The sequence below is a fragment of the Dehalococcoidia bacterium genome (assembly GCA_041649635.1).
Classification (GTDB): Bacteria; Chloroflexota; Dehalococcoidia; order E44-bin15; family E44-bin15; genus JAYEHL01.
In genome coordinates this window covers 86790-110352 of sequence record JBAZMV010000002.1, presented here as the reverse complement: position 1 = coordinate 110352, position 23563 = coordinate 86790, and the positions used below count along the sequence as shown (strand labels likewise).

Sequence of the window (23563 nt, the reverse complement as noted above, 5' to 3'; positions counted from 1 at the left end):
TTTATTTGACCGTGTTCCACTCCTCGCGCAGTCGTGTTATCTTTGTGCTCTTTTTCCGCCATTTGCCGTCCTGCTTGACGTACTCGTCATAGTAGTAGCCCCATCCGTTTATGGACATACGCGAGCCGAAGACAAGGTAATCGTGAAGGGCCCAGATACCTTTCGCCGTATTCTCGCCGGTTATCTCGATCTCAGGGTTGTGGCCCTGATGAATCGTCACGATTTTCTTGTTGCCGGTGCTTTTGCTGAGGAAATCGATGATAGCGTCGCGTCCCTTCGGGTTGTCCGTGCCGTACTCCAGCGTCGCGTCCTCGGTGAAACACTCGCGCAGTTCATCCCACAGCTTGTTATCGACGCAGCGCCAGTACTTGGCCTTGAGCTTCTTAATCGCCTCGATGTCCTCGATGATTCCTATTCTCATTTCAAGTTCTTCGTTGTCGCACATATTGCACCTCCCTATACTGTCGATGACATGATGCCTTTTGAATCAACCCCCTGCTATCCCCCAATCTTGGGGGAATTTGAAAAAATATAGGGGACACCCCTATAACCCCGTCCCCGATTCATCGGGGTGCCTCTCTTGAACTGTCATTGCGAGGAGCGCAGCGACGTGGCAATCTCGACTATATTCGCCCCTACAGGTGACACACAGGTATCGACTACCGCACCAGCTTGCCGATGTTGCCCTCTTTAGCCAGTATGGCCTCGGCCTCTCGTATCATGGTTTCGATCAGCACTTTGCAACTGACCACGCTGTCGATGACGCCGACGGCCAGCGAGCCTCCGGTGACATGCGTCGCCACCTCCTCGTCGTAGTCCTTCTGCCAGTCGATATTTAGCTCCGACGAGCGCTTGAAGGAGTGTTTCTCCACCATCCTGAGCCACTCGTCCTGAGGCACCTTGCCCTTCATCTTGAGTATCTCTTCGTACTGCTCATTACGCTGTACGTTGAGGATGCGGTCGCGCACCTTGGGTTCCCAGGGCTGGGACTCGACGAGCTTCTGCTTATAGCGCGGCGATATGGGACATTCCTCGGTGGCCATGAAGCGCGTGCCCATGTAGACAGCTTCGGCGCCCATGCCCAGCGCCGCCAGCATGCCGCGCGCGTCGCCGATGCCCCCCGCGGCGATGAGCGGAACCTTTATCATTTTCACGGCGTTGGTGATGCTTATAAGCGTCGGCAGCTGCTCCACGCTCTTGAATCCGGTGCCCTCCATGCCCACAATGATGATGGCGTCGGCACCGTGGCGCTCGGCGGCCACGGCGTGCCTCACCGTCGCCACCTTATGTATCCACACCCTGCCCGCCTCATGAACCCTCTTGCCGATATCATCGGCGCGGTAGACGGCGGTGAAAATCGCCGGCACGTCTTCCGCCAACGCGACCTCCAGCATCTCGTTTATCGAGGCGCTTGCGCCGACCGACAGGTTGACGCCGAACGGCTTGTCCGTCATCGATTTAGCCTTGCGGATATCTTCCTTCAGCCTCTCCGGGGTTTTAAGAGCGCTGGCGGTTATCATGCCGAAGCCGCCCGCATCTGAGACCGGGGCGGCCAGCGCGGACGTGCCGAACCCGCCGAAAGCCCCTTCGATGATGGGGTATCTGCATTTCAGCATCTCCGTTATTTTGGTGTTCCAGTTCATGGCGTATCCTCCGCATGAATTATCTCAGGCGATGCGAGCATAGTCAACGCAGTTAGAGCCTTCTATGTTATCATTTATCCATGAACACATCGCCGACCAGGGCTCCCGCCGTTGCCATAGAGACTCTTGGCTGCAAGCTAAACCAGGCCGAGAGCCAGGCCATGGCACTGCAACTTGCGCAAAACGGCTGCCGAATCGTATCTCCTTCCGACGCCGCCGACATCTACATCCTGAACACGTGCACCGTCACCGGCGTCGCCGACCGCAAGTCGCGCTACTTTTTAAGGCTGGCGCGGCAGCGCAATCCGGACGCGACGGTCGTCGCCATCGGTTGCTATCCCGAACGGGACATCGAAGAACTCAAAAAACTGAAATGCGTCGACCTGATCCTCGGCAACGATGCCAAGGACAAACTCCCGTCGATTCTGAGATTGAATCGTCATAAGATACCGGACGGAGCGTCAGTCAGCGATGTTCTGCGCACCCGCAGCATGGTGAAGATACAGGAAGGCTGCGATAACTACTGCACCTACTGCATCGTTCCGTACGTGCGTGGCCGCGAGCGCAGCCGGCCGGTCGACGAAATCATCGCGGAGATCGAGTCGAGGATACGTATCGGCTTCAAGGAGATAGTCCTCACCGGAACAAACATCGGGGCGTACGAGCCGGACCTCGAATCACTGATAAAACGCATACTCGACCGTACCGATGTTAAGCGTCTTCGGCTTTCCTCGCTACGTCCGGGCGATATCACCGACAGCCTGCTCGGGCTGTGGAACGACGCGAGGCTCTGCCGCCACCTGCACCTGCCCCTGCAAAGCGGCAGCGAGGCCGTGCTCAAGCGCATGAACCGCCCATATAGCATTGCCGACTACGAATCCGCTATCATACGAATCAGAAAAATGATGCCTAATGTTTCGATAACCGCGGACGTTATCGTCGGCTTCCCCGGTGAGACGGATGAGGAGTTCGAGGAAAGCTACAACTTCTGTCGAGATATGGCCTTCGCCAACCTGCACGTATTCTCATACTCGCAGAGGCCGGGCACGGCTGCCGCCGCCATGCCGGGACAGGTGGACGAGCGCATCAAGAAGGAGCGCAGCAGGAAGGTGCTGAAGCTGGCACGGGAGGGCGCTTTACGCTTCGGTCGACGATTCAAAGATGAGACGCTGCCGGTACTCTGGGAAACCGAGGTGGAGCCCGGCATCTGGAACGGGCTCACGGACAACTACATCCGCGTGATGGCCCGCAGCGACAGGCCGCTAAAGAACGAAATCGTCGATGCCAAAATGAGCGGCACTTATAACAGAACTTTCAAGTGCATAGAAGCAACTCTGGTCGACTGAGACGACATTTCGTTCAACGAGGGAATCGAACCCGCACATTTCACTCTTGACATCCCTTTTACTCCATGGTAAATTATTGCTTACAAGTAAGATATATCTTGTAATTCATACGATATAGAGGTGCGATATGGGACCACCCGAAGGAAAAAGGTTTTACGGTTCGATAAAGGTAAGTGAACGGGGTCAGATCGTCATACCGTCTGAGGCACGAAAGGATTTCAATATCAAGACCGGCGACAAGCTGCTCGTTTTTGGCGACATGGAAACGGGCCTTTGGATCGCTCCGTTCAATATCATGCAGAAGATGATGGAAGGCACCGCCGACTTTTTCCGTGAAGTAGGCTCGACAATGAAGGATAAAAAGAGCAAGCAGCCTTAGACATACGATAGATATCGAACGCCGTGAGGATGTCAGATGAATGCAGCGATAAGCCTGGAAAATGTTAAGAAAACCCTAGGTAAACGGGAGGTTCTGAAGGGGATAAGCTTCACCGTGGCCAGAGGTGATGTCTTCGGCTACCTGGGCCCAAACGGAGCGGGCAAGACCACGACCATCAGGATACTTCTCGGACTGCTCCAGGCCGATTCCGGCAGGCTCGACATCATGGGACAGGACATATCAAAAAGCGGTACCCGCAGGAAGATAGGCTTCGCGCTGGACCCGGACGGCCTGTACGACAACATGACGGCCGAGGAGAACCTGGAGTTCTACGCGCGGATATACGGACTGACTGACTATGGAAAGAAGATAGCCGAGCTTTTGAAAGCGATGGGATTGAGCGACAGGGCCGGGGACAGGGTGGGAACCTACTCCAAGGGGATGAGGCAGAGGCTGGCGCTGGCGCGGGCCATGACCCATGACCCGGAGGTGCTGGTGCTGGACGAGCCCACGGCCGGTGTCGATCCGTCGGGGCAGATAGAGGTACGGCAGATAATCCTCGACGCGGCGCACCATAAAAATAAGACTGTCTTCCTCAGCTCCCACAACCTGGACGAGGTACAGAGGATATGCAACCGCATCGCGCTGATAGACCGCGGCGAGATAAAGCTGTATGGCGAGACGGAGACGCTGCGGCGCGGCATGGGCGACGGCACCGTTGTGATAGAGACGGCCGGGGAGATTCCGCAGTCATTGCTCGATGAACTTAAGGGCATGGCCCGGCTGGGGCTGCGGGAAAAGACGGAAAGAAGCCTCATCTTCTCCCCGCAGCAGGACACCGATATCTCCGACATCATAAGCCTGCTCGCCGGGCGCGGCGTCAAAATCGAGGGGGCAGCGCGGCAGGAAGCTTCACTCGAAGAGATGTATTCCGCCATCCTGAAAGAGGTCGAGCCGATATGAGAGAGATATCGCTCATAATCGCCGCCAGCGTCAAGAACAACATGCGGATGAAGATAATAATCGCCGTGCAGATAGCGATGGTGCTTTTATGCGTCATCGCCCTGGTCGCGGCCTTCTGCCTTCTCGCCGTAGCTCCCGCGATGGAGGCTGAACCAATCGACGTGCATGCGCTGGAAACCTATCTCACCGTTATAGTCTACAGCTCCTGCCTTATCGGACTTGGAATAAATATGAACGTGTTCGCCTTCCAGACGATGACGCGCGAGAAGTCCCGCGGCAACATGGCGGCGCTCCTGGCCACCCCGCTCGACATACGCCATATCTGGATAGCTAAAAGCCTGGCCGTCTACCTGCCCGGACTGATCCTGGGAGAGGTCCTGGCACTGATTTCCCTTGTAGCCGTCAACTATATCTATTTCGTTCCCGAGGTGGGCTTCCTGTTCACCCCCTGGATGGCTGTCAGCGGCTTTCTTGCGGCCCCTCTCATTTATTTGAGTTTGAGTCTGCTGGTGCACCTCGTCGGGCTCACCGGCAAGCCGGCCACAGGCAACGTTATCGTGCAGGTATTTCTGCCCGTTTTCGCCTCGCTGATGATAAACCTGGGGGTACATAATGTTCTGGACGCCGCTTCATGGCAGTTCGCGCTGGCGAATCTGGGCGTGGCCCTAGTAATAGGCGTTATCGCTGTTCTGCTGCGGCCGCGCCTCACCAAAGAGAGGATAATACTCTCACAGTAGCAGATTGTCGAAAAAGAGGCGTCCTTCCGCGGAAGGACCGGAGGAACCGGGGGTTCACGTAGGGGCGCCGCTCGCTGCGCCCTTCCATCGGGCAGGGCAAGCCCTGCCCCTACCCGATGACCAATATACAGGGGATTTAGGGGGTTGATTAAGACTTCTTCAATAGTCTTAACAGGAGACAGACTTGAGAGCGATGAGCATCATCCTTAACAGGGATTTCCGCGAGCTGCGGCAGAGCAACGCCTTCCGCATCATAGTCATTGTGTCCGTGCTAATCGTCATCGCCGCGGCGGCGGGCATCAGCATCGTCCTGGGACAGCAGGAATGGGTAGGAGAAGCGGCCGCCGCGCCGGGGCTGGAACTGATTACGGGCCTTATCGCCTACTTCATGCCGCTGCTAATCCTCATCAGCTTCATCTGGTCCTTCGCCACCCTGCCGATAACCAGAGAGAAGATCAACGGCAACATCGAGTGCCTGCTGGCCACCCCACTCACCCCCCGCGCCCTCTGGCTGGGCAAATGCCTGGCCGTCTTCCTCCCCGGCTACGCCGTCTCCGTCATCGCCGCGCTGCTGGTGCTGCTGGCGGTAAATCTGTTCGCGATAAATCCTTCCGCCGGGCATTTCATCCTGCCGGCCCCGGCGCTGCTCACCGGCTTCATCATCAATCCGCTGCTGTTCTTGGGCCTGCTGGCCTTCATGGTGCTTTTCGCTATAGCCAACAACCCGGAGATAGCCTTAGCTCCGTCCTTCATCCTGGGATTCGGGCTGATGATGGGGCTGCCAATAGGGCTGGCCACGGGAGCCGTTAATGTAGCCTCATGGGCTTTCGCCCTGTGGTATCTTGCCGGCACGGCGGTTGTCTGGGCGATTATCCTTTATCTCTCGCGATTGCTGAATAAAGAGAACATCGTCTTGTCCAGTAAGGGAGTATGAAGTCAGCCTCACCTCAGCTTTACACTTGATAGACCTCTGTGTATAATCAGGAAAACCCGATCGGTTATTTACGAATTGCCGTTAGGTAACTATACAAATATTGAGATGCCAGTACGGTATTAAATTGTATTTGGTTTAATTAAACAGGAGAAGGAACTTGAGCCAAATTCATGTAAACCGCATCAAAACTGCTCTTGAAAAAACCTACAGCGGGATAATAGACCTATCTGATATTCAAAATAGACCAAAAGAAGAGCTAGAAAAACACTTCCTAACGCGAAGTCAAGCAGCGCTCGCATTAGGCCACGCTGCTGATATTGATACAAAAACTGCTTCAGCCTCAATAGTTGATGGGTTTGGTGACAATGGTATCGACGCATTATACTTTGATATTGAAACAGACATTGTATATATTGTGCAATCTAAGTGGATATCATCTGGTAACGGAACTCCGAACGTAGGGGAAGTACAAAAATATATTCAGGGAATACGAGACCTTTTAACAGAAAAATTCGATCGTTTCTCGAACACAAAAGTCATCGCAAAAAAAGATGAAATCACAAAAGCTTTAGAAAACACAGATGTCACATTTCAACTTGTTTTAGCCTATACAGGTACACAAGACCTGTCACAACCTGTTAAACAACCACTTGATGACTACTTAGCAGAAATGAACGTTCCCACTACTGTATTATCATTAAAACTATATAGCCAAAAGCAGCTATTGGATGTAATAACTGGATGTTTACAAGGGAACACTATCGATATAGATGTTACCCTCTACCACTGGGGCATTATAAAAGAACCCTATACTGCCTACTATGGCCAAGTACCAGCTGTAGAAATAGCTCAATGGTACGAAGCAAATAACAACCGCCTATTGGCTCGTAATTTACGGAAATTCAAAGGAGATACAGAAGTCAACTTATCTATTAAAAATACTTTAGAAAATAGCCCCGCAGAATTTTGGTACTTTAATAACGGTATTACAATTCTATGCAAAAAAATAGGGAAAAAGCCACGTGGAGGATCAGATAAAAGTGTAGGCTTATTCGTCTGTGAAGGTGTTTCCATTGTAAACGGAGCTCAAACAGTTGGTTGTATAGCCTCTATGGCAAAATATTATCCTGAAAAGCTCAACGAGGCTAGTGTACTCGTCCGTTTTATCTCGCTTGAGGAATGTCCACCAGATTTCTCTATTGAGGTAACTACTGCAACAAATACCCAGAATAAAATTGAACGACGTGATTTCGCTTCTTTAGACCCCTTACAGGAAAGACTTAGACAAGATCTTCTATTAGACGAAAACAAGATTTACGCATATAAGGGTGGCGATTTAACTCCACCCCACGAAGGTTGTGCATTTGAAGAAGCCGCTATAGCTCTAGCTTGCGCGAACGGAGATTTGCAATTAGCAGTTGACGCAAAACAGAAAATTAGTACTTTATGGTCTGATATTAAGCGTCCACCATATACAACACTATTCAACGACAAACTCAGTGCAAGATATATGTGGCGTTGTGTTGAAACACTACGTAGCGTTGATAATGCACTTGCTCGCGAAAAGGAAAGGCGCACCCAGACAGCTCGTTTGGTAGCAGTCCATGGTAATAGATTTATTCTACATGAAGTTTTTAAACTACTACCGACAGATTCGTTTGATAATCCACAAATCAATTTTGAAGAGGTTAGAGAACAAACAATATCTTTGACAATTAAGATGCTTGAGAGTGCTGCAACTGTCATTAATCATGATTTTCCCTATCACTATTTAAACACGTTCTTTAAAAACTACCAGAAGTGCTTACAGCTATCTGCTCTAATCAACGGTTCTCTAACTGGGAAATTGCCTATAGACGAATCGGTATTACCATCACAGTATGATATGTTCGATTCAATAGACACTAAATAATCCTAGTAACTCCATTATAATTTTTTGTCCGCTCTCTCTCATGGACACCGGATCACCCCCACCCCTCCCAGCACTCCTCGTTGCACGCGCTGAACGAACTCCCCCTGTCATCCCCCTCTTTGATTAAAGAGGGGGAAGTGATACATCCGAGGGGGCGTTCGATAATCGTAGGGGCGATCCTTCCACGGAAGGACGCCCCTACACGATGGCCGAAACATCGGGGGACAACAGGAAATGACGAGATTCTTCATCGTTCTGCGGGAAGATTCAGAATGACAGTTCAAAGGGTAACTATTAACAGTCACTCATACTCTTTAGGCACGGCGCATATAATCACGAGGTCGCTTTTACCCGTGTTCCTGAACTGGTGCATCTCATCGGGCAGGACAAGCGCGAAATCACCCTTGTTAAGCTCATGTTCCTTGTCGGCCGAGACCAGGACGCCGCTCCCCTCGATCACGTAGTTCATATGCTCGAACGGGTGCTGATGGTAAGGCGTGTGCCCTCCCGGCGCAATGGTGAATACACGGAATGAAAACACAGGGACCCCGTCCTTCACCGAGAGCGGGACCTGCTTGTGAACGCCCTCGGCGCCCTGCATCTGGGGTATACTTTTCTCCACTTCACTGAGTTTCTTAGTCAGCATAGCAGCCTCCAGAAATATATTGAGCGGCAATGCACGATGAAGATTATAACAGGAGTTTGTTTAGGCGGACAATTTAAAGGAGCTTATTACTAAGCATGGGGAATGTTTTGATTCTTCTGTCTCTTGGACTGGCTTCTGCCTACGAAGTACAAGATTAATCCTATTAGCATGAAGAGACAACTTAGTACAAACGCACTAAATGCAACAAAACCTGATGCCATTCCAAATGCTCGGTCCAATTCCCCCCCCCCAGATGATAGTGCACCAACACTAAAAATAATGCCAATAACAAGAAACGCAATCCCTATCGCAAGCAAAATGGCACCCGCAGTTTTTTTCCCTCTTCCCCTTACATCAACTAATTTCTCGCATTCGTTCTCCATTATTTACTCTCCAGCATTTCCAAGAACTACTCTAGCGCATAACCTTCTAAATAAAACCTATAAGAGTCAAATGATGATACATAAGATAGTATCACTTTAATTCAGGAAATAAAGTATGTCAATACATATTAATCATCCACCACCGTTATAACCCTTTGTCACTGAGCACTACATGCAGCCTTCTGACTAGACGATAGTCAATAGCAGCAACACAAACATCCCCAAAAAGAACTGTTGACATGCCGTAACACCGCATGATAATATTATTACCCAGCAGGATAATTTTAAAATAACCCACTAAGCTATTATTAATTTCCGAGAAAGGCAAACCCCGAGGAATCGGGGGACGCAAAGCCGCAGGTCCTGAACGAGGAAGGATGGCTGGGCTGCCGGAGACCGGTTGAGCATTTGCGAGCTTTTCTCTGAGAGAGGAAAGCTTTTTTTATTGTTGAAAAGATAATTAGGAGGTATTCGATGAAAGGTCTGGCATTCACAGTCCTAGCTATCATCTTGATCGTAAGCTCTATGGCTGTGGCAGCTTCTATTCCTTTGACAAATCCTCAAAGTGCCGCGGCTGAAGAACCTGAACCCGGTATAATCGTTCTAAACCAGAACACGGAGGTAGTACTTACAAATACGTTTAGTGGTCCTTATACAAATGCTGTCGGAGAGACAGTTATACCCAGCGGGACGGTCTACGAGTATACCGCCACCATTGAATCGGCACCCATATACATGCCGGATTTGGTAACCAAGATCGATCCGCAATTCTACTGGGATTCGGAGAACGGCAAGTGGCATGCCGGAGTTAACATCTTTAATTTAAGCGTCCGCAGGACAATTGCGACCACAGGGAAAGACGGGGAGGAGATGATCTGGAATCCGACCGTTCTCCTCAATAATACTCCCGTCCCGGTAATAGGAGATGCCGTACTCCTAGAAACCGACCCTGAAAATGAGAACTACCACAACAACACCATTGAATGGGATTACGGCATATGCGTACGGAGAATCAGGATCATAGAAGGAGCTCTATCCGAGACATACGTATTCGATACGGACCCTAACGGCGACATACAAATTCAGTCTAACACCCTGAAGACCGGAAATTTCTCATGGGATAATAAGCCTTTTGCCTATGATGCAAATCGTAATCCCTTGAATATAAGCGATGATAAGTTAGTAAACGCCAGCGAGTTTCATGGCGCTGCATACCCGGTAACTGTTGATCCAACCTTTCCTTACTATTCCACGGATTACAACGGATTCATCGAAAGTTACCATCCTACCAGCTATGAATCGGCACACGCCGATGATGGAACGGGCAACCTCGGGGCCGAAATTACTCTTCATATCAATACAAAACACGGCGGATCTGAAAACTATATGTGGGCGTCCGCCGGACAAGATATGAGCAATTATATAGGAACTGACGGACAAACCTATTCAGACTATCAAATTATGAGAGGATTCCTGTACTTCAATACACAGGAACTGCCACAGGATATTACAATAACTGGTGCCTGGATATATTTGTACGGCATTGAGGGACCCCAGTTATCAAGTGCCGATCTGTTTGTGTTATCCGCACAAAATGACAAAGAACAGCCCGAATATCCTCATATTCCCTTAAGAGCATCGGACTTCAATCGAGTGCCTTATATTGGCGCTGAACAGACTCCTTTCGGGAGTATAGGAGCATCGTCATGGTGTACTACAGACTATTGCTCCATCCGAATGAGGGGTTCTTACGATTTGATCCACCCGGGAGATATCACTAAATTCTGTTTGATGTCTAATGCTGATAGATTGAGTCAGCCCCCTACTTTTGGAAATGGCGACCAGTTCGATTACTGGGATTATATGAAAGGAGATGGATACTGGCCTTATCTTAAAATAAAATACACACAAGACACCCCACCAACCCCGACCCCCACCCCCACCTCTACACCTTCCCCCTGTCCAACTACTACCAAACCTGTGCTCTACAGCCCGATCGACGGCGAGACCACTGATACCACTCCGGATCTGGACTGGTCCGCCTCAGGTGACGTCGAATATTACGACCTATATTTAGGAACTAATGAAAATTATCTTTCATTATATGCCGCATACATTCTTAGCAGTGAGTACTCCGTAACGAAACCGCTATCCTATAACACGCCTTACTATTGGAAGATCGAAGCAGTCAATGACTGCGGCTCCATTACATCTTCTTCAATCCAGCACTTCATCACAGAAAGCGCGGCAACTACGCCAACGCCGGCTCCTACACCCACACCTACGCCCACTGCAACGCCCTGGTCATTTGCTATCATTACGGACCTGCATGTTGGAGAAAGTGATTCTGACAATGACTTCGGATATCCTGGATGGAATGACAATGGTTCTTATGGTTCTAATGAAGATATTCAGAACCAGCAACTTCAAAACTTAATGAGTTCGGTACAAAAAATAAATGCAAGAGTTAACACTGATAAAATCAAATTTGTCGCAGTTTTAGGCGATATTACTTCAAGTGCGGAACTATCGGAGATGCAGGCGGCTATTGATATTTTAAATACTTTATCTGTGCCATGGTTGCCTATAATAGGCAACCATGATATCTGGCCTTATACTGGTGATACCGAAGCCCCTTATCCGATAACCAATGGGGACGGTCCAGATATATACTTCAACGACTATTTCAATAGCAACATGTGGAATGATGTTTATCAAAATTTCGCTGACGATTTAGGACTACCTTCATCTTGGAAAGAGCCTATACCTATACTGAATACTGAGACAAGCCCTAACTTTTACAGCTACTTCCAAAACTTTGAATTTGAATACGGCGGTTTCCACTTCATAGGGTTGGATTTCAACACCAGGAATCATGCTCCCTTTATCCCTTGGCCTGGTAACCGCAATCCAGGTGTTGGTCCTGAAGGCGATCTACATAGCTTTGAAGGGGGAACATGGAATTGGTTTACCCAACATCTTTATAACTATGTAAACAGTACAGATAACGGGAAAAATGTCATAATCCTGTCACATCACCCATTTGAAGGCCCTTATACTGGTACATATTGGCCAGTAGGTGATATAGAAGAAGAAATGATGGGTTTTTCTGCTGGAGAAAAGGACACTATAGCACAAACACTGTGGTTCTACAAAGACTATCTAGCAATACAGTTCTCAGGGCATCATCATCCAGGTGATTCAGGTCATTTCCTTGGTCAGGACTATATACTGAGTGATCGTATGGCTATAACGAAGTGGGTGATCTTTAGACAGCCGTATTCTCCCCAGGTAAACTTCGTTATGCCCTGTGTCACAATACCAGGCAACTTAAATGTGCCATGGGTCCAAATCGTCAAGCTAGACCCAAACGATAAAACTAACATAAACCATGATGAAGACTTATTCCACGCTGTAACTTATAGGGCTGACTGCCCCGTGGATATGGTTGTTACCGATCCTGATGGCCTTGTGATAAGCAAAGATGTAAACCAAATACCGGGAGCAATGTATATAACAAAGGAATACGACATTAATGGGAATAGTTCCTCTTGTAACGTAGTTTGGATTCCTGATCGGAAGCTTGGGAACTATTCAATACAGGTTATACCATGGTCCACTGCAAACAACACAGACACGTTTACTCTCACAGCATCACCGACAGAAGATAAGTGGGGCTATACACCAATAACATTGGCACAGAATATTTCTATGGAAGAAATTCCCGCTGACCTTTATATATTCGAAGTAAAAGAAAGAACGGCTACCAACCTCAGCTATACCGGAGCCCTCAGCGGTTTCAAATCTGACACGGTCAACTTAACAGCCACCCTATCCACTGAAAACGGCAGCCGATTATCCGGTAAAACCATCAACTTCACGATCGGAAACCAATCCGTATCGGCCGTGACCGATTACAACGGCATAGCAACAGCCTCTCTCACGCTCAACCAAATCCCATGCCAGTACTACTACATCGAGTACGGCTTTGACGGTGATACGGACTACCTGCCTTACTATGATAGCCAGCTTTTTGAAATAATAAACAGGCTGCCAGTATCTAACATAGGTGGGCCATATATAAGTAACGAGGGTTCACAGATAGAATTAGACGGCAGCAGTTCTTACGACCCGGACGGAACAATAGTCAGCTATGAGTGGGACTTGAACGAGGACGGAAACTTCTCGGACGCTCAAGGCACAGTGGTACAGCATACCTGGCCGGATGACTATTCCGGTAACATCGGCCTAAGAGTAACAGACGACTGCGGCGCTACGAGCACCGCTGCAACAACGGTCGCGATAAATAACGTCGCGCCGACAGTCAGCGCGGGCCCGGATATCGAGAGCGTACTCGTTGGCTCAACTATAAGCTTTAATGGCAGCTTCACCGATCCCGGAGTCCTGGATACCCACACCATAGAATGGAACTTCGGAGACGGGACACCCACGGTAACGGAAACACTGACACCCACGCACGCCTTTACCTCTAGCGGCAGCTACACGGTGACACTGACGGTCACCGACGACGACAGAGGAATCGGCATTAATACACTTACAGTCCACGTCAACCATCCTCCGGTCACCGACACCGGAGGACCTTACACCGGCAATGAAGGCTCTGCCATTACGTTCAACGGCAGCATGTCCCACGACCCTGACGGGATTATAACTGCCTACAGTTGGAATTTCGGCGACGGCACAGCGACAGTAACAGGGACTGCTCCATCTCATACATACGGTGACAACGGCACATACACCGTGACACTTACCGTCACCGATAATAACGGTGCGATTGGCACGGCTGCGACCACCGCGACGATAGCCAATGTCGCGCCTGTAGTAAATGCCGGGCCGGACATGGAGGATGTGCCCATAGGCTCAACGATCAACTTCAACAGCAGCTTTACCGATCCCGGATGGCTCGATACTCATACCATCGCATGGGACTTCGGCGACGGCACGCCGGTAGTAACGGGCACTCTGACGCCGACTCATACATACGCCTCGGGCGGCGATTATACCGTGACATTAACGGTAACTGACGATGACGGCGGCGTTGGAAGCGATACCCTGACCGTTCACGTGAACGATGCGCCTATCGCCGACCCGGGCGGCCCGTACACGGGAGATGAAGGCTCGGCGATAACCTTCAACGGCTCCGCTTCATATGACCCAGACGGCTCGATAGTCAGTTACGAGTGGGATTTGAACGGCGACGGCGATTTCTCCGATGCCCAGGGAGCAATAATACAGAACACCTGGACGGACGACTATAGCGGCAACATCGGCCTGAAAGTTACCGACGACGAGGGAACGACGGGTTTCGCCACGACGACGGTGACCGTGAACAATGTCGCGCCTACAGTTGACGCGGGCCCGGACCAGAACGCCGAGTGCTGCGTCACCGAGGTAGCTTTCAGCGGAAGCTTCACCGATCCCGGCATCCCTGATACATATACAATCAGCTGGGACTTCGGGGACGGCGCCGGCGACTCGGGCACGCTCTCTCCCGCGCATACATACTGCGATCCCGGAATATACATGGTGACGCTGACCGTGACAGATGACGACGGCGGCGTCGGTACCGACACAATGACAGTTACTGTAACTGATACTATATCGCCGGAGGTAAGCATTGCTTCACCGGAGGACGGCCGCATATACATCAACACGCAGGGGCCGATAGCTGTAACCTACACGGCCGTCGATATCTGCGATCAGACACCGGATGTAGTAATCACGCTCGATGGCAACGCCATTGATGGCGAAAACATCGACCCAGCCGTTCTGGCACTGGGAGGACATACGATGACTGTAACAGTCACCGACAGCTCCGGCAATGTCGCAGCGGCTTCGGTAACGTTTATCATCAAGCCGCAGCTGTCGGCATGGGGAAGGACATGGGGCTTCCTGGAATGGTACGGATGCGGATATCCCACAAGCCCCGCCGACTTTTTCGGCAGTTATTCGTATCCCCTTGTAACCGCCGATGGCTCCATATACTCACGGATAAGCGCCGATGATTCCAGCTACTGGCGGCAAACCGGCTACAAATCGCTCCCGTTGCCCTGGGAACACTCACAATTGTTTGTATATACAATAACCCAGGACAGAGCCGGCGTTTCAAACCTTTCGATCACATGGACGGGACACGGCGACAACGGTGATTTGATATACCACACTAAACTCAAGATATGGAATTACCAGACCGGCTCATGGCATACCCTTGTAGATGTCACCAGCCCCGGCAGTAAAATCTTTCAGACTTATGACCGCGGCATAACCACTAACGCGACGGACTTCATCGAAGCAGGCACCGGCAATGTGAGCATCCTTGTGTCGGCGGACGATGACGGGAGAGGGCTGACCGAAGATACCGAGGGTATATTCACGGATTACATAGCATTGAACGTGAATGCCGCGAATACTCCGGCGTCTCCGTCCACAACGACATACACCTTCGCCAGCGGCGGAGGCACGAACAAGTGGTGCTGGGAAGGACATGTGCATATGATAGACTGGAACGGCGGCCATCCCACGACACCGGCCGACCTTGCTAACTCATACGGCTACATCGAAGGCGGAGCATCCGTCTATTCCGCACTCAGCGCCTCGGATGATTCGCGATGGCTATCGAGCATCTCTCATGATCTAGGCTGTTGCGCATTTGATAGGAACTGCGAGCTCTTCAAGTTCAACATCGCGGAAAGCCCGTCCGCCATCAGTAACATCGGCCTCAAGTGGGAGGGGCACGGCACCATCGGAGAAACGATCTACTATACAACCCTTAAGATATGGAACCCATCAAGCGGTGCATGGGAACAGCTTCATAATCAACAGAACACAACCAGTGACGTGACCTGGATCGATAACATCGTGGCTAATTGCTCGAACTACATAGATGCAACAGGAAACCTGTATATACTTGCCTGTGCCCAGAGAAGCGGCCTTTCCTGGAATTGCGGTATATGGACGGATTATATCGAGGTGACTATCACTAACGAGTAAAAGAACTCGGTGAATTGTAGGATAGAGAGAACTGCAAGTATGTGCGGCATCGATTGCATTTTACCCAATAGATGCCGCATGCATAGTTATTGTTACATGGTGCTATATGTGATATTTTACACTGAAAGTAACAGCCTAAATAGATGACACAAAGCGAGGGTGTGAGTATGAATAAAGCCAAGCTCCCGACTAAAACCAAGATTGCAGTGTGGTGGCTGATAATCATAGGAGCGGCTTTGATAATCTTTCTTTTAATATGGTCGCCTTATTCGTTTTATTTTTCATTCAATACGGGACAACTTAAACAAGCAATTATTATTGCATTGATTCTGTTTATTGGGAGTATCTTCTACTTTGCCTCGAGCTTTTTTCTATTAAAAAGAAGTAAGCGGTCTTGGATAATTGTTGTGACTCTTCTTTCTATTATTGCTCTTTGCCCTATAGGAATTTATTTATACGAATCAATAGACTTTGCAAAGTATTCTGAAGATGCTGTTAATTATTCTGAGATTCTCATTATGCTTATCTTTTGGACTCTAATCTATTTAATCCCTCTTATCCTTGTTATCCTCGATAGGAAAAACTACTTCTCAATGCTGCGCCAACGAGAGTTGGAGAAGAAGGAATCGGAGAAAAAAGATTCCGAAGTGAAAAACTAATATTATCCTTAAGGAACTCCAAACCAGACTCAATAGTAATTTAGCAACTAATGCAACGGACTTCATCGAAGCGGGCACCGGCAATGTGAGCATCCTTGTATCGGCGGACGATAACGGAAGGGGCCCAATTGACTAGTTGGAAATGATTGGTCTATCATCTTACTTTCAGCAATAAATGTTGTTCATGAATTGAAGGAGGCGGAAAATGTCTGAAGCGCAAAATCCCAAGAAGTCCGGCAAAAAGGGAGCCAGCGGCCTGTTCATCCCCGCGGGACTATTCATCGGCATGGGCGTCGGTTTTGCGGTGGACAGCCTGGTCCCCGGCATGTTCATCGGACTGGGCGTTGGTTTCCTGTTATTCGCCTGCGTGATTGTCTTTTCCCGCGATTAGAGCGGAATACTATTAACTCCACAATCGTTCACGCCATTATAGGATAGCTTCTTCTGCGTTATGTCGATCAGAGTTACGACCTCCCGCTCCGGCTTGCGACAAACGTTTTTCCTTCGTACCCCAGCTATAAACCAAATTGCTTCGCGCAGGGCTTTCCAGCTACGGTTTCAGCTTGACAGAAAGGCCCCAAAAACAGTATCTTTTATACGAACCTCTACAAGAAAGGAGCGTTAGATGGTCGGTATCACAGCCTATGGCGCCTACATACCCTGGCATCGTATCAACCGAATGACCATTTACTGGACTATCGGTTTTATCAACCAGGCAACGATAACACCGGGGGAAAAGGCAGTAGCTAACTATGACGAAGACAGCCTCAGCATGGCCGTCAATGCGGGAATGGACTGCTTGACGGGCATCGACCGGAGCAAGATCGACGGCCTTTACCTGGCGACGACGACGGCACCGTACAAGGAGAGACAGAACGCGGGCATAATCGCCACCGCTCTCGACCTTAAGCCTGAAGTACGTTCCGCCGACTTCACTGCCTCGGTAAAAGCGGGAACAACAGCCACAATTTCCGCGTGCGACGCGGTCGCCGCTGGAACGGCAAACAACGTACTGGTCTGCGCTTCGGATTGCAGGATAGGACCTGCGGGAAGTTTCCAGGAGGAGATATACGGCGACGCGGCTGCGTCCGTCCTTATCGGCAAGGATAAGGTCATCGCCAACCTCATTGGAACACACTCAATAACATACGATTTCATGGATCACTGGCGGCCCGACGGCGAGCGGTTCACCCGCATTTGGGAAGACCGATGGGTGCGCGACGAGGGCTACGGCAAGTTCGTCGGCGAGGCTATCGGCGGACTGATGAAGAAGTACAGCCTCAAGCCCGAGAGCATCTCCAAGGTCTGCTTCCCCGGCATGTACCACCGCCAGCATCCCGCCATTGGCAAGAAGCTTGGCTTCACCCCGGAGCAGCTTCAGGACCACATGTTCACCACGGTGGGACTGAGCGGCGCTTCCAACCCGTTGCTCATGCTGGTGGCGGCGCTGGAAGACGCAAAGCCGGGCGACAAGATTATAGTGGCCAGCTACGGCAACGGCGGCGACGTGCTGCTGTTCGAGGTGACTGAAGAGATCACCAAACTGGCCCCGCGCAAGGGCGTGAAGAAGCACATGGAGCACAAGACGGAGCTCAAGAGCTACGAGAAGATGGTCACCTTCCGCAACGTGATTACCATCGATACCGCTGGTCGCGGCGACGAGTTCTTCAAAACTTCGGCAACCATACTCTGGCGCGACCGCAAGAAACTTTTCGGACTGATCGGCACAAAGTGCAAGGCCTGCGGCACGCCGCAATGGCCGCCGCAGCGGGTGTGCATCAACCCCAAGTGCAAGGTCATCGACCAGATGGAAGAGTGCCGCTTCTCCGATAAAAAAGGAAAACTGTTCACCTACACCGGAGACAACCTGGCATTCTCCCCGACACCGCCGGAGCTTTACGGTATGATCGACTTCGACGGCGGCGGACGCGCCATGTTCAATCTCAGCGACTGTATCCTTGAAGAACTCAAGGTTAATATGCCTGTAGAGATGACGTTCCGCAAGAGATGGGAAGCCCCCGGCTACGTCGGCTATGGCTGGAAAGGAACCCCCGTTCAGGGGTAAAGGAGACGATAAATGGCAGAGGGCATTAAAGATAAAGTTGCAATCATCGGAATGGGCTGCACCAGGTTCGGCGAGCTGTGGGATAAGAGCGGGCCCGATCTGATAATCGACGCCTATCAGGAGTGCATGCAGGACGCCGGAGTCGAGATGAAGGACATCGACGCCGCGTGGTTCTCCACTCTTTACCCGATGCAGGGCCTCAGCGGCATACAGCTGGCTCAGACTTTGCACCTCCCTTATATACCTGTAACCCACGTCGAGAACCTGTGCGCCAGCGGCACCGAGGCTATACGCGGCGCCACCTACGCGCTGGCCTCCGGAGCTATCGATGTCGCGCTGTGCGTCGGCATGGAGAAGCTCAAGGACGTCGGCTACGGCGGACTGCCGGATATGAGACCGCCCGCCGAGCAGTACTGGGCGCCCAACGCGTCCGGACCCGGCGTATACGCCATGATGGCCACCAGGTACTTCGCCGTTTACGGCCTCTCACCGGAGGAAGGCAAGAAGATGATCGCCAGGGTCACCTGGAAGAGCCACCAGAACGGTTCGAAGCATCCCAAGGCGCACCTGAAGAAAGCCGTTGAGCTGGACGCCATCATCAACGCGCCGATAATCGCATGGCCCCTGGGCCTGTTTGATTGCTGCGGCGTTAGCGACGGCGCGGCTGCGGCCGTACTGATGCGCGCCGAGGATGCAAAGAAGGCCTGCAAAAACCCGGTCTACATCAAGGGCTGCACCATCGCGGCGGCCTCAGGCGAGGACATGTGGTATACCGATTACGATTACGCGCACGCTGAGACCGGTTTCCGCGCCGGACAGCGCGCTTATAAGGAAGCCGGCATTAAGAACCCGCGCGAGGAGATCAGCATGGCCGAGGTACACGACTGCTTCTCCATCACCGAGGCGGTGACCATGGAAGACCTGCAGTTCAGCCCGCGCGGCAAGGTCAAGGAAGATATCGAATCCGGATTCTTCGATATCACCGGCGGACTGCCGGTACAGCCCGACGGCGGCCTCAAGTGCTTCGGGCACCCCATCGGAGCCTCTGGTCTCAGGATGATGTACGAGTGCTACAAGCAACTCCAGGGCAAGGCCGGCGACCGTCAGATAAAGGATCCAAAGCTGGCGCTAACCCACAACATGGGCGGATACCCGCCATGGAGCGTGGTGGGCGTCGCAATCGTCGGCACCTAAAGAAGTTAGCAAGAGGGCTTGGTGCGGTACATCGAGCCCTCTTTTCTTTTCAGAAAATCCCGTAGTCGAACGCTAAAAAGTGGCGCAGGAGAATATCTCCTGCCGGGGGACATGGGGGTGTCCCCCATATTCTTTTTCTCTTCCCCAAGATTGGGGGTCAGGGGGTTGACCTACGACGAGATTGCCACGTCATCCTTCCATGATAGAATTAATGTGAAGGATTCCTCGCAATGACGGATGCGAACTCACCCTGACCCTCTCTTTGCTAAAGAGAGGGTAGCTAAGATACGAGGTGCAGGAGAAATCTCCTGCCGGGGTTTTAGGGGTGTCCCCTAATTTACTTTTCTTCCCCCATGATTGGGGGATAAAGGGGGTTGATTAGCATTATGCTGAACAAGAAAATCAACAAAACCACTCTCTCCCTCATCCAGGGCGACATCACAAAACAGTCCACCGGCGCCATCGTCAACGCAGCTAATTCGAGCCTGATGGGGGGAGGAGGGGTGGACGGCGCGATCCACCGCGCGGGAGGCCCCGCTATACTCGATGAGTGCAAGCAAATCGTCGCCAAGAGCGGGCGACTGCCGACGGGCAAGGCGGTAATCACCACCGGCGGCAATCTGCCAGCGAAGCACGTGATTCACACCGTAGGCCCGATATGGCATGGCGGCAAGTCCAACGAGCCTGAACTGCTCGCCAGTGCCTATCGCGAGAGCCTTAAAGCAGCGGTCGACAACAAGTTGAAGACTATATCATTCCCATCGATAAGCACCGGGGTCTACTCTTATCCGCTGGCGCAGGCTGCGCAGATCGCTATCAACACAGTCATCGATTTTCTGAAACACGATGAATCGCTGCAAGAGGTCGTATTCGTGCTCTTCGACGACAGTACATATAAGGCCTACGAACGCGCTTTACAGGATATAGCAGCCTGATACCGCACATCGTTATCAGTACTAGATTACTTGCCACAGCACTAGGCAGGTGCTAAAATTCGATAGCAGACGTCCCCGTAGCTCAGTTGGATAGAGCAACTGCCTTCTAAGCAGTGGGTCGCGCGTTCGAGTCGCGCCGGGGACGCTTTTTCATAGCTGCAACATAGCTGATCCCGGCGACCGTCCCACCCCGCAAAACCCGCGAAAAGACCCACTGCCTTAGCCACAGAATTACCGAATGCCTATTGACAAACGTTCCGCATTGTAGTAAATTACTTCAATTTTCTGTTACTTATAATCAGAAAACTCTGAAATATATAGAGGCATAATATGTCATTATCGAGACTGGGTCACTGCACCTGCGGCAACTGCGGTGGTAAAGGCGTTGTTACATGTAGATTCTGCGGCGGAAAAGGCACAAGGACCGTTCATAAGCTTATCGACCCGCACGCCGAACCGAATGAAAAATGCAGGGTGTGTAACGGCACCGGCGTCAAGCCGTGTCCCAACAGCAGATGCAAAGCCGGCGTAGTTTACGTATAGCTACTGCGAAGCCCAGAAGACGTAGACCTTGCGCTGTTCCTTTATATAAAATTCGTCTTCGTCTTCACTCTTGAGTAAGCCGATATCCCTGCAAAACTCAAAGAAGTGTCGTCCCGGCATATGGCTGTCTTTCTGAATAATCACGGCCGAAAGCACCGGACGACCCTGCTCGCGCTCATAGCTGTTTATCTCGTCGAGCTGCCTGTCCAGCTCGCGCCGCTCATGGGGCAGGCTCAAATTCATGCCGGCTGCATTGGCAAGATCGCTTTCGTAGATAACTGTGTTCTTCTTAGCCACCTCTATAAGCTTATTATAGATTTTCTTATTCATAATCACCTCTACATCTACGCAGACAATATACTCGCCAACGTAAACTGATATCTATTTCATATATTATATTACATGCCATGTAAAATACACCCTGCTTCTCAATTTGATATTGCCGGACAACTTGGTTATCCTTTTGATAGGATAGAAGCTATGTTTTTACCGACCACTGAAAAAGAAATCAAAACGCTCGGCTGGGACAGGCCGGATGTCATACTGGTCACAGGCGATACATACATCGACGGCCCGCATATCGGCGTCGCCGTAATCGGCAAGTACCTGCTTAAACACGGATTCAAGACCGCGATCATCGCCCAGCCGTCGACAGCGAATGGGAACGATATCAAGCGCCTGGGGGAGCCGCGCCTGTTCTGGGGGATTACTGCGGGATGCATCGACTCGATGGTGGCTAACTACACTCCGGTCAAGAAGCCCCGCAGGCAGGACGACTACACGCCGGGCGGCATCAACGTAAGGCCGAATCGCGCCACGATAGTTTATACCAATCTCATCAGACAACATTTCAAGAACACCGTCCCCATCGTTATCGGTGGCATCGAAGCTAGCTTACGCCGCATCGCTCACTACGATTACTGGGACGACGCCGTACGCCGCTCCATCCTGTTCGATTCAAAGGCTGACATCCTGGCCTACGGCATGGCCGAGAAAACAATCGTTGAGCTTGCACGGACGCTCGCTGAAGGCGCCGACTGGAAGCAGCTCAAAGGCATATGTTACATCTCGCCGAATCCCGTCGACAAATACACAAGGCTGTCTTCATTTGAAGAAACCTCGACGAACAAAGAATCCTTCATGTCCATGACCAGGTTGTTCCATGAGAAAATCGACGATGCGAACACCGAATTTATCCAGCAGCACGGCCAGCGATATCTCATCCATAACCCGCCGCAGCCGTTGCTTTCGACCGATGAGCTTGACGAGATATGCGACCTTGATTTCGAGTGCGACGTGCACCCTTACTACAAAACGGGCGAGGTCAGAGCGCTGGAAACCATCAAACAGTCGATAACCACGCACCGCGGATGTTTCGGTGGCTGCAATTTCTGCTCTATAGCCGTACATCAGGGGCGCGGCGTCGTCTCCCGCAGCAGGCAGTCGATAGTAAAGGAAGCGGAGCGTATTGCAAAGAAGCCGGGGTTCAACGGTATCATCCACGATGTAGGCGGCCCCACCGCGAACATGTACGGCGTCACATGCGATAAGGGCTGGCGCTGCAAGCGCAAGCACTGCCTCATGCCGGATATCTGCCCGAACCTGAAATTCGGACACGAAGAGCAGGTAAAGCTGCTGAGTGACCTCATGAAGATCCCGAAGGTTAAGAAGGTCTTCGTCTCTTCCGGCATCCGCCACGACATGGTGGTCGCCGACGGGGAAAACGGGAAAAGCTACGTCGACGGACTGGTTAAACATCACGTCTCCGGCCAGCTCAAGCTCGCGCCGGAGCACTGCGAGGACGAAGTCCTGTCACTGATGAACAAGCCTTCCATCTCATCGCTCATGGCATTCAAGGCGCTGTTCGACAAAGCATGCGAGAAGTCAGGCCGTCGACGGTATTTGACCTACTACATCATCGCCGCGCACCCCGGCTGCACCCCGGAGCACATGCGGGCGCTCAGGACATTCATGTCGTCTCGTTTAAAGCTGATCCCGGAACAGGTGCAGATATTCACACCCACGCCGTCGACCATATCGACCGCTATGTACTATTGCGAGACGGATATGTCCGGCAACAGGATATTCTGCGAAAAAAGCCTGACGGGTATACAGGAACAGAAAGACGTTCTAAAAAGAACGGCTGTCGAACGACGCAAATGAAAAGCCCTTCGCGGCGCGAAGCTACGAAGGGCTTTATTGTTATCCGTCGA

General features: G+C 51.2%; 18 protein-coding genes, 1 tRNA gene, 1 pseudogene and 1 riboswitch. Of the genes and pseudogenes, 15 read left to right on the top strand and 5 right to left on the bottom strand.

Features of this window, described 5'->3' with window-relative positions; all coding sequences use genetic code 11:
• Position 1: 1 nt before the first annotated feature.
• On the bottom strand, positions 2-445 hold the full coding sequence (locus WC562_04335; GenBank protein MFA5055386.1) for a nuclear transport factor 2 family protein: 444 nt from the start codon (positions 443-445) through the stop codon (positions 2-4).
• A gap of 214 nt (positions 446-659) precedes the next feature.
• Positions 660-1643 (bottom strand): nitronate monooxygenase, encoded by a 984-nt coding sequence (locus WC562_04330; GenBank protein ID MFA5055385.1) that lies wholly within the window; start codon positions 1641-1643, stop codon positions 660-662.
• 80 nt (positions 1644-1723) lie between these two features.
• On the opposite strand from WC562_04330, the gene mtaB reads away from it, so the two are divergent.
• The 6 genes and pseudogenes from mtaB to WC562_04300 all read left to right on the top strand — a co-directional run bounded on the left by mtaB (position 1724) and on the right by WC562_04300 (position 7914).
• A complete protein-coding gene (mtaB, locus tag WC562_04325; GenBank protein MFA5055384.1) occupies positions 1724-2989 on the top strand; it encodes a tRNA (N(6)-L-threonylcarbamoyladenosine(37)-C(2))-methylthiotransferase MtaB in 1266 nt (421 codons plus the stop codon).
• A gap of 127 nt (positions 2990-3116) precedes the next feature.
• Positions 3117-3368 (top strand): annotated as a pseudogene (locus WC562_04320) (AbrB/MazE/SpoVT family DNA-binding domain-containing protein).
• A 36-nt stretch (positions 3369-3404) separates the two neighbouring features.
• Entirely contained in the window at positions 3405-4331 is a 927-nt protein-coding gene (locus tag WC562_04315) for an ABC transporter ATP-binding protein (protein MFA5055383.1), read from the top strand.
• Complete coding sequence (locus WC562_04310; GenBank protein MFA5055382.1) at positions 4328-5068, top strand: hypothetical protein; 741 nt, start codon at positions 4328-4330, stop codon at positions 5066-5068. Before WC562_04315 ends, WC562_04310 begins: the two co-directional genes overlap by 4 nt.
• 193 nt (positions 5069-5261) lie before the next feature.
• On the top strand, positions 5262-6002 hold the full coding sequence (locus tag WC562_04305) for an ABC transporter permease subunit (protein ID MFA5055381.1): 741 nt from the start codon (positions 5262-5264) through the stop codon (positions 6000-6002).
• 157 nt (positions 6003-6159) lie between these two features.
• Positions 6160-7914 (top strand): AIPR family protein, encoded by a 1755-nt coding sequence (locus WC562_04300; protein ID MFA5055380.1) that lies wholly within the window; start codon positions 6160-6162, stop codon positions 7912-7914.
• A 301-nt stretch (positions 7915-8215) separates the two neighbouring features.
• On the opposite strand, the gene WC562_04295 is transcribed toward WC562_04300, so the two are convergent.
• Positions 8216-8560 carry a cupin domain-containing protein gene (locus WC562_04295; GenBank protein ID MFA5055379.1) on the bottom strand — a complete coding sequence of 115 codons (345 nt, stop codon included), beginning with the start codon at positions 8558-8560 and terminating at the stop codon, positions 8216-8218.
• Positions 8561-8649: 89 nt separating this feature from the next.
• Positions 8650-8943 carry a hypothetical protein gene (locus tag WC562_04290; protein MFA5055378.1) on the bottom strand — a complete coding sequence of 98 codons (294 nt, stop codon included), beginning with the start codon at positions 8941-8943 and terminating at the stop codon, positions 8650-8652.
• A gap of 313 nt (positions 8944-9256) precedes the next feature.
• Positions 9257-9337, top strand: a riboswitch (cyclic di-GMP riboswitch).
• Positions 9338-12654: 3317 nt separating this feature from the next.
• Between WC562_04290 and WC562_04285 the strand changes: the two genes are divergently transcribed.
• The 8 genes from WC562_04285 (at position 12655) to WC562_04250 (ending at position 21350) form a co-directional block, all read left to right on the top strand.
• The gene (locus WC562_04285) at positions 12655-15954 is read left to right on the top strand and encodes a PKD domain-containing protein (protein ID MFA5055377.1); all 3300 of its coding nucleotides are present in this window, start codon (positions 12655-12657) and stop codon (positions 15952-15954) included.
• 167 nt (positions 15955-16121) lie between these two features.
• Positions 16122-16613 (top strand): hypothetical protein, encoded by a 492-nt coding sequence (locus WC562_04280; protein ID MFA5055376.1) that lies wholly within the window; start codon positions 16122-16124, stop codon positions 16611-16613.
• Between the two features lie 205 nt (positions 16614-16818).
• Entirely contained in the window at positions 16819-17004 is a 186-nt protein-coding gene (locus tag WC562_04275) for a hypothetical protein (protein ID MFA5055375.1), read from the top strand.
• Positions 17005-17238: 234 nt separating this feature from the next.
• A complete protein-coding gene (locus WC562_04270) occupies positions 17239-18678 on the top strand; it encodes an OB-fold domain-containing protein (protein ID MFA5055374.1) in 1440 nt (479 codons plus the stop codon).
• Between the two features lie 12 nt (positions 18679-18690).
• Positions 18691-19872, top strand: coding sequence for an acetyl-CoA acetyltransferase (locus WC562_04265; protein ID MFA5055373.1), 1182 nt, complete (start codon positions 18691-18693; stop codon positions 19870-19872).
• Between the two features lie 386 nt (positions 19873-20258).
• Positions 20259-20807, top strand: a complete 549-nt coding sequence (locus WC562_04260; GenBank protein ID MFA5055372.1) for an O-acetyl-ADP-ribose deacetylase — start codon at positions 20259-20261, stop codon at positions 20805-20807.
• 71 nt (positions 20808-20878) lie between these two features.
• Positions 20879-20952: transfer RNA gene (locus tag WC562_04255), tRNA-Arg, on the top strand.
• A gap of 185 nt (positions 20953-21137) precedes the next feature.
• The gene (locus tag WC562_04250; protein MFA5055371.1) at positions 21138-21350 is read left to right on the top strand and encodes a hypothetical protein; all 213 of its coding nucleotides are present in this window, start codon (positions 21138-21140) and stop codon (positions 21348-21350) included.
• On the opposite strand, the gene WC562_04245 is transcribed toward WC562_04250, so the two are convergent.
• Positions 21351-21680, bottom strand: coding sequence for a hypothetical protein (locus tag WC562_04245; protein ID MFA5055370.1), 330 nt, complete (start codon positions 21678-21680; stop codon positions 21351-21353).
• Between the two features lie 150 nt (positions 21681-21830).
• Between WC562_04245 and WC562_04240 the strand changes: the two genes are divergently transcribed.
• Positions 21831-23513, top strand: a complete 1683-nt coding sequence (locus WC562_04240) for a YgiQ family radical SAM protein (GenBank protein ID MFA5055369.1) — start codon at positions 21831-21833, stop codon at positions 23511-23513.
• Positions 23514-23563: the final 50 nt, after the last annotated feature.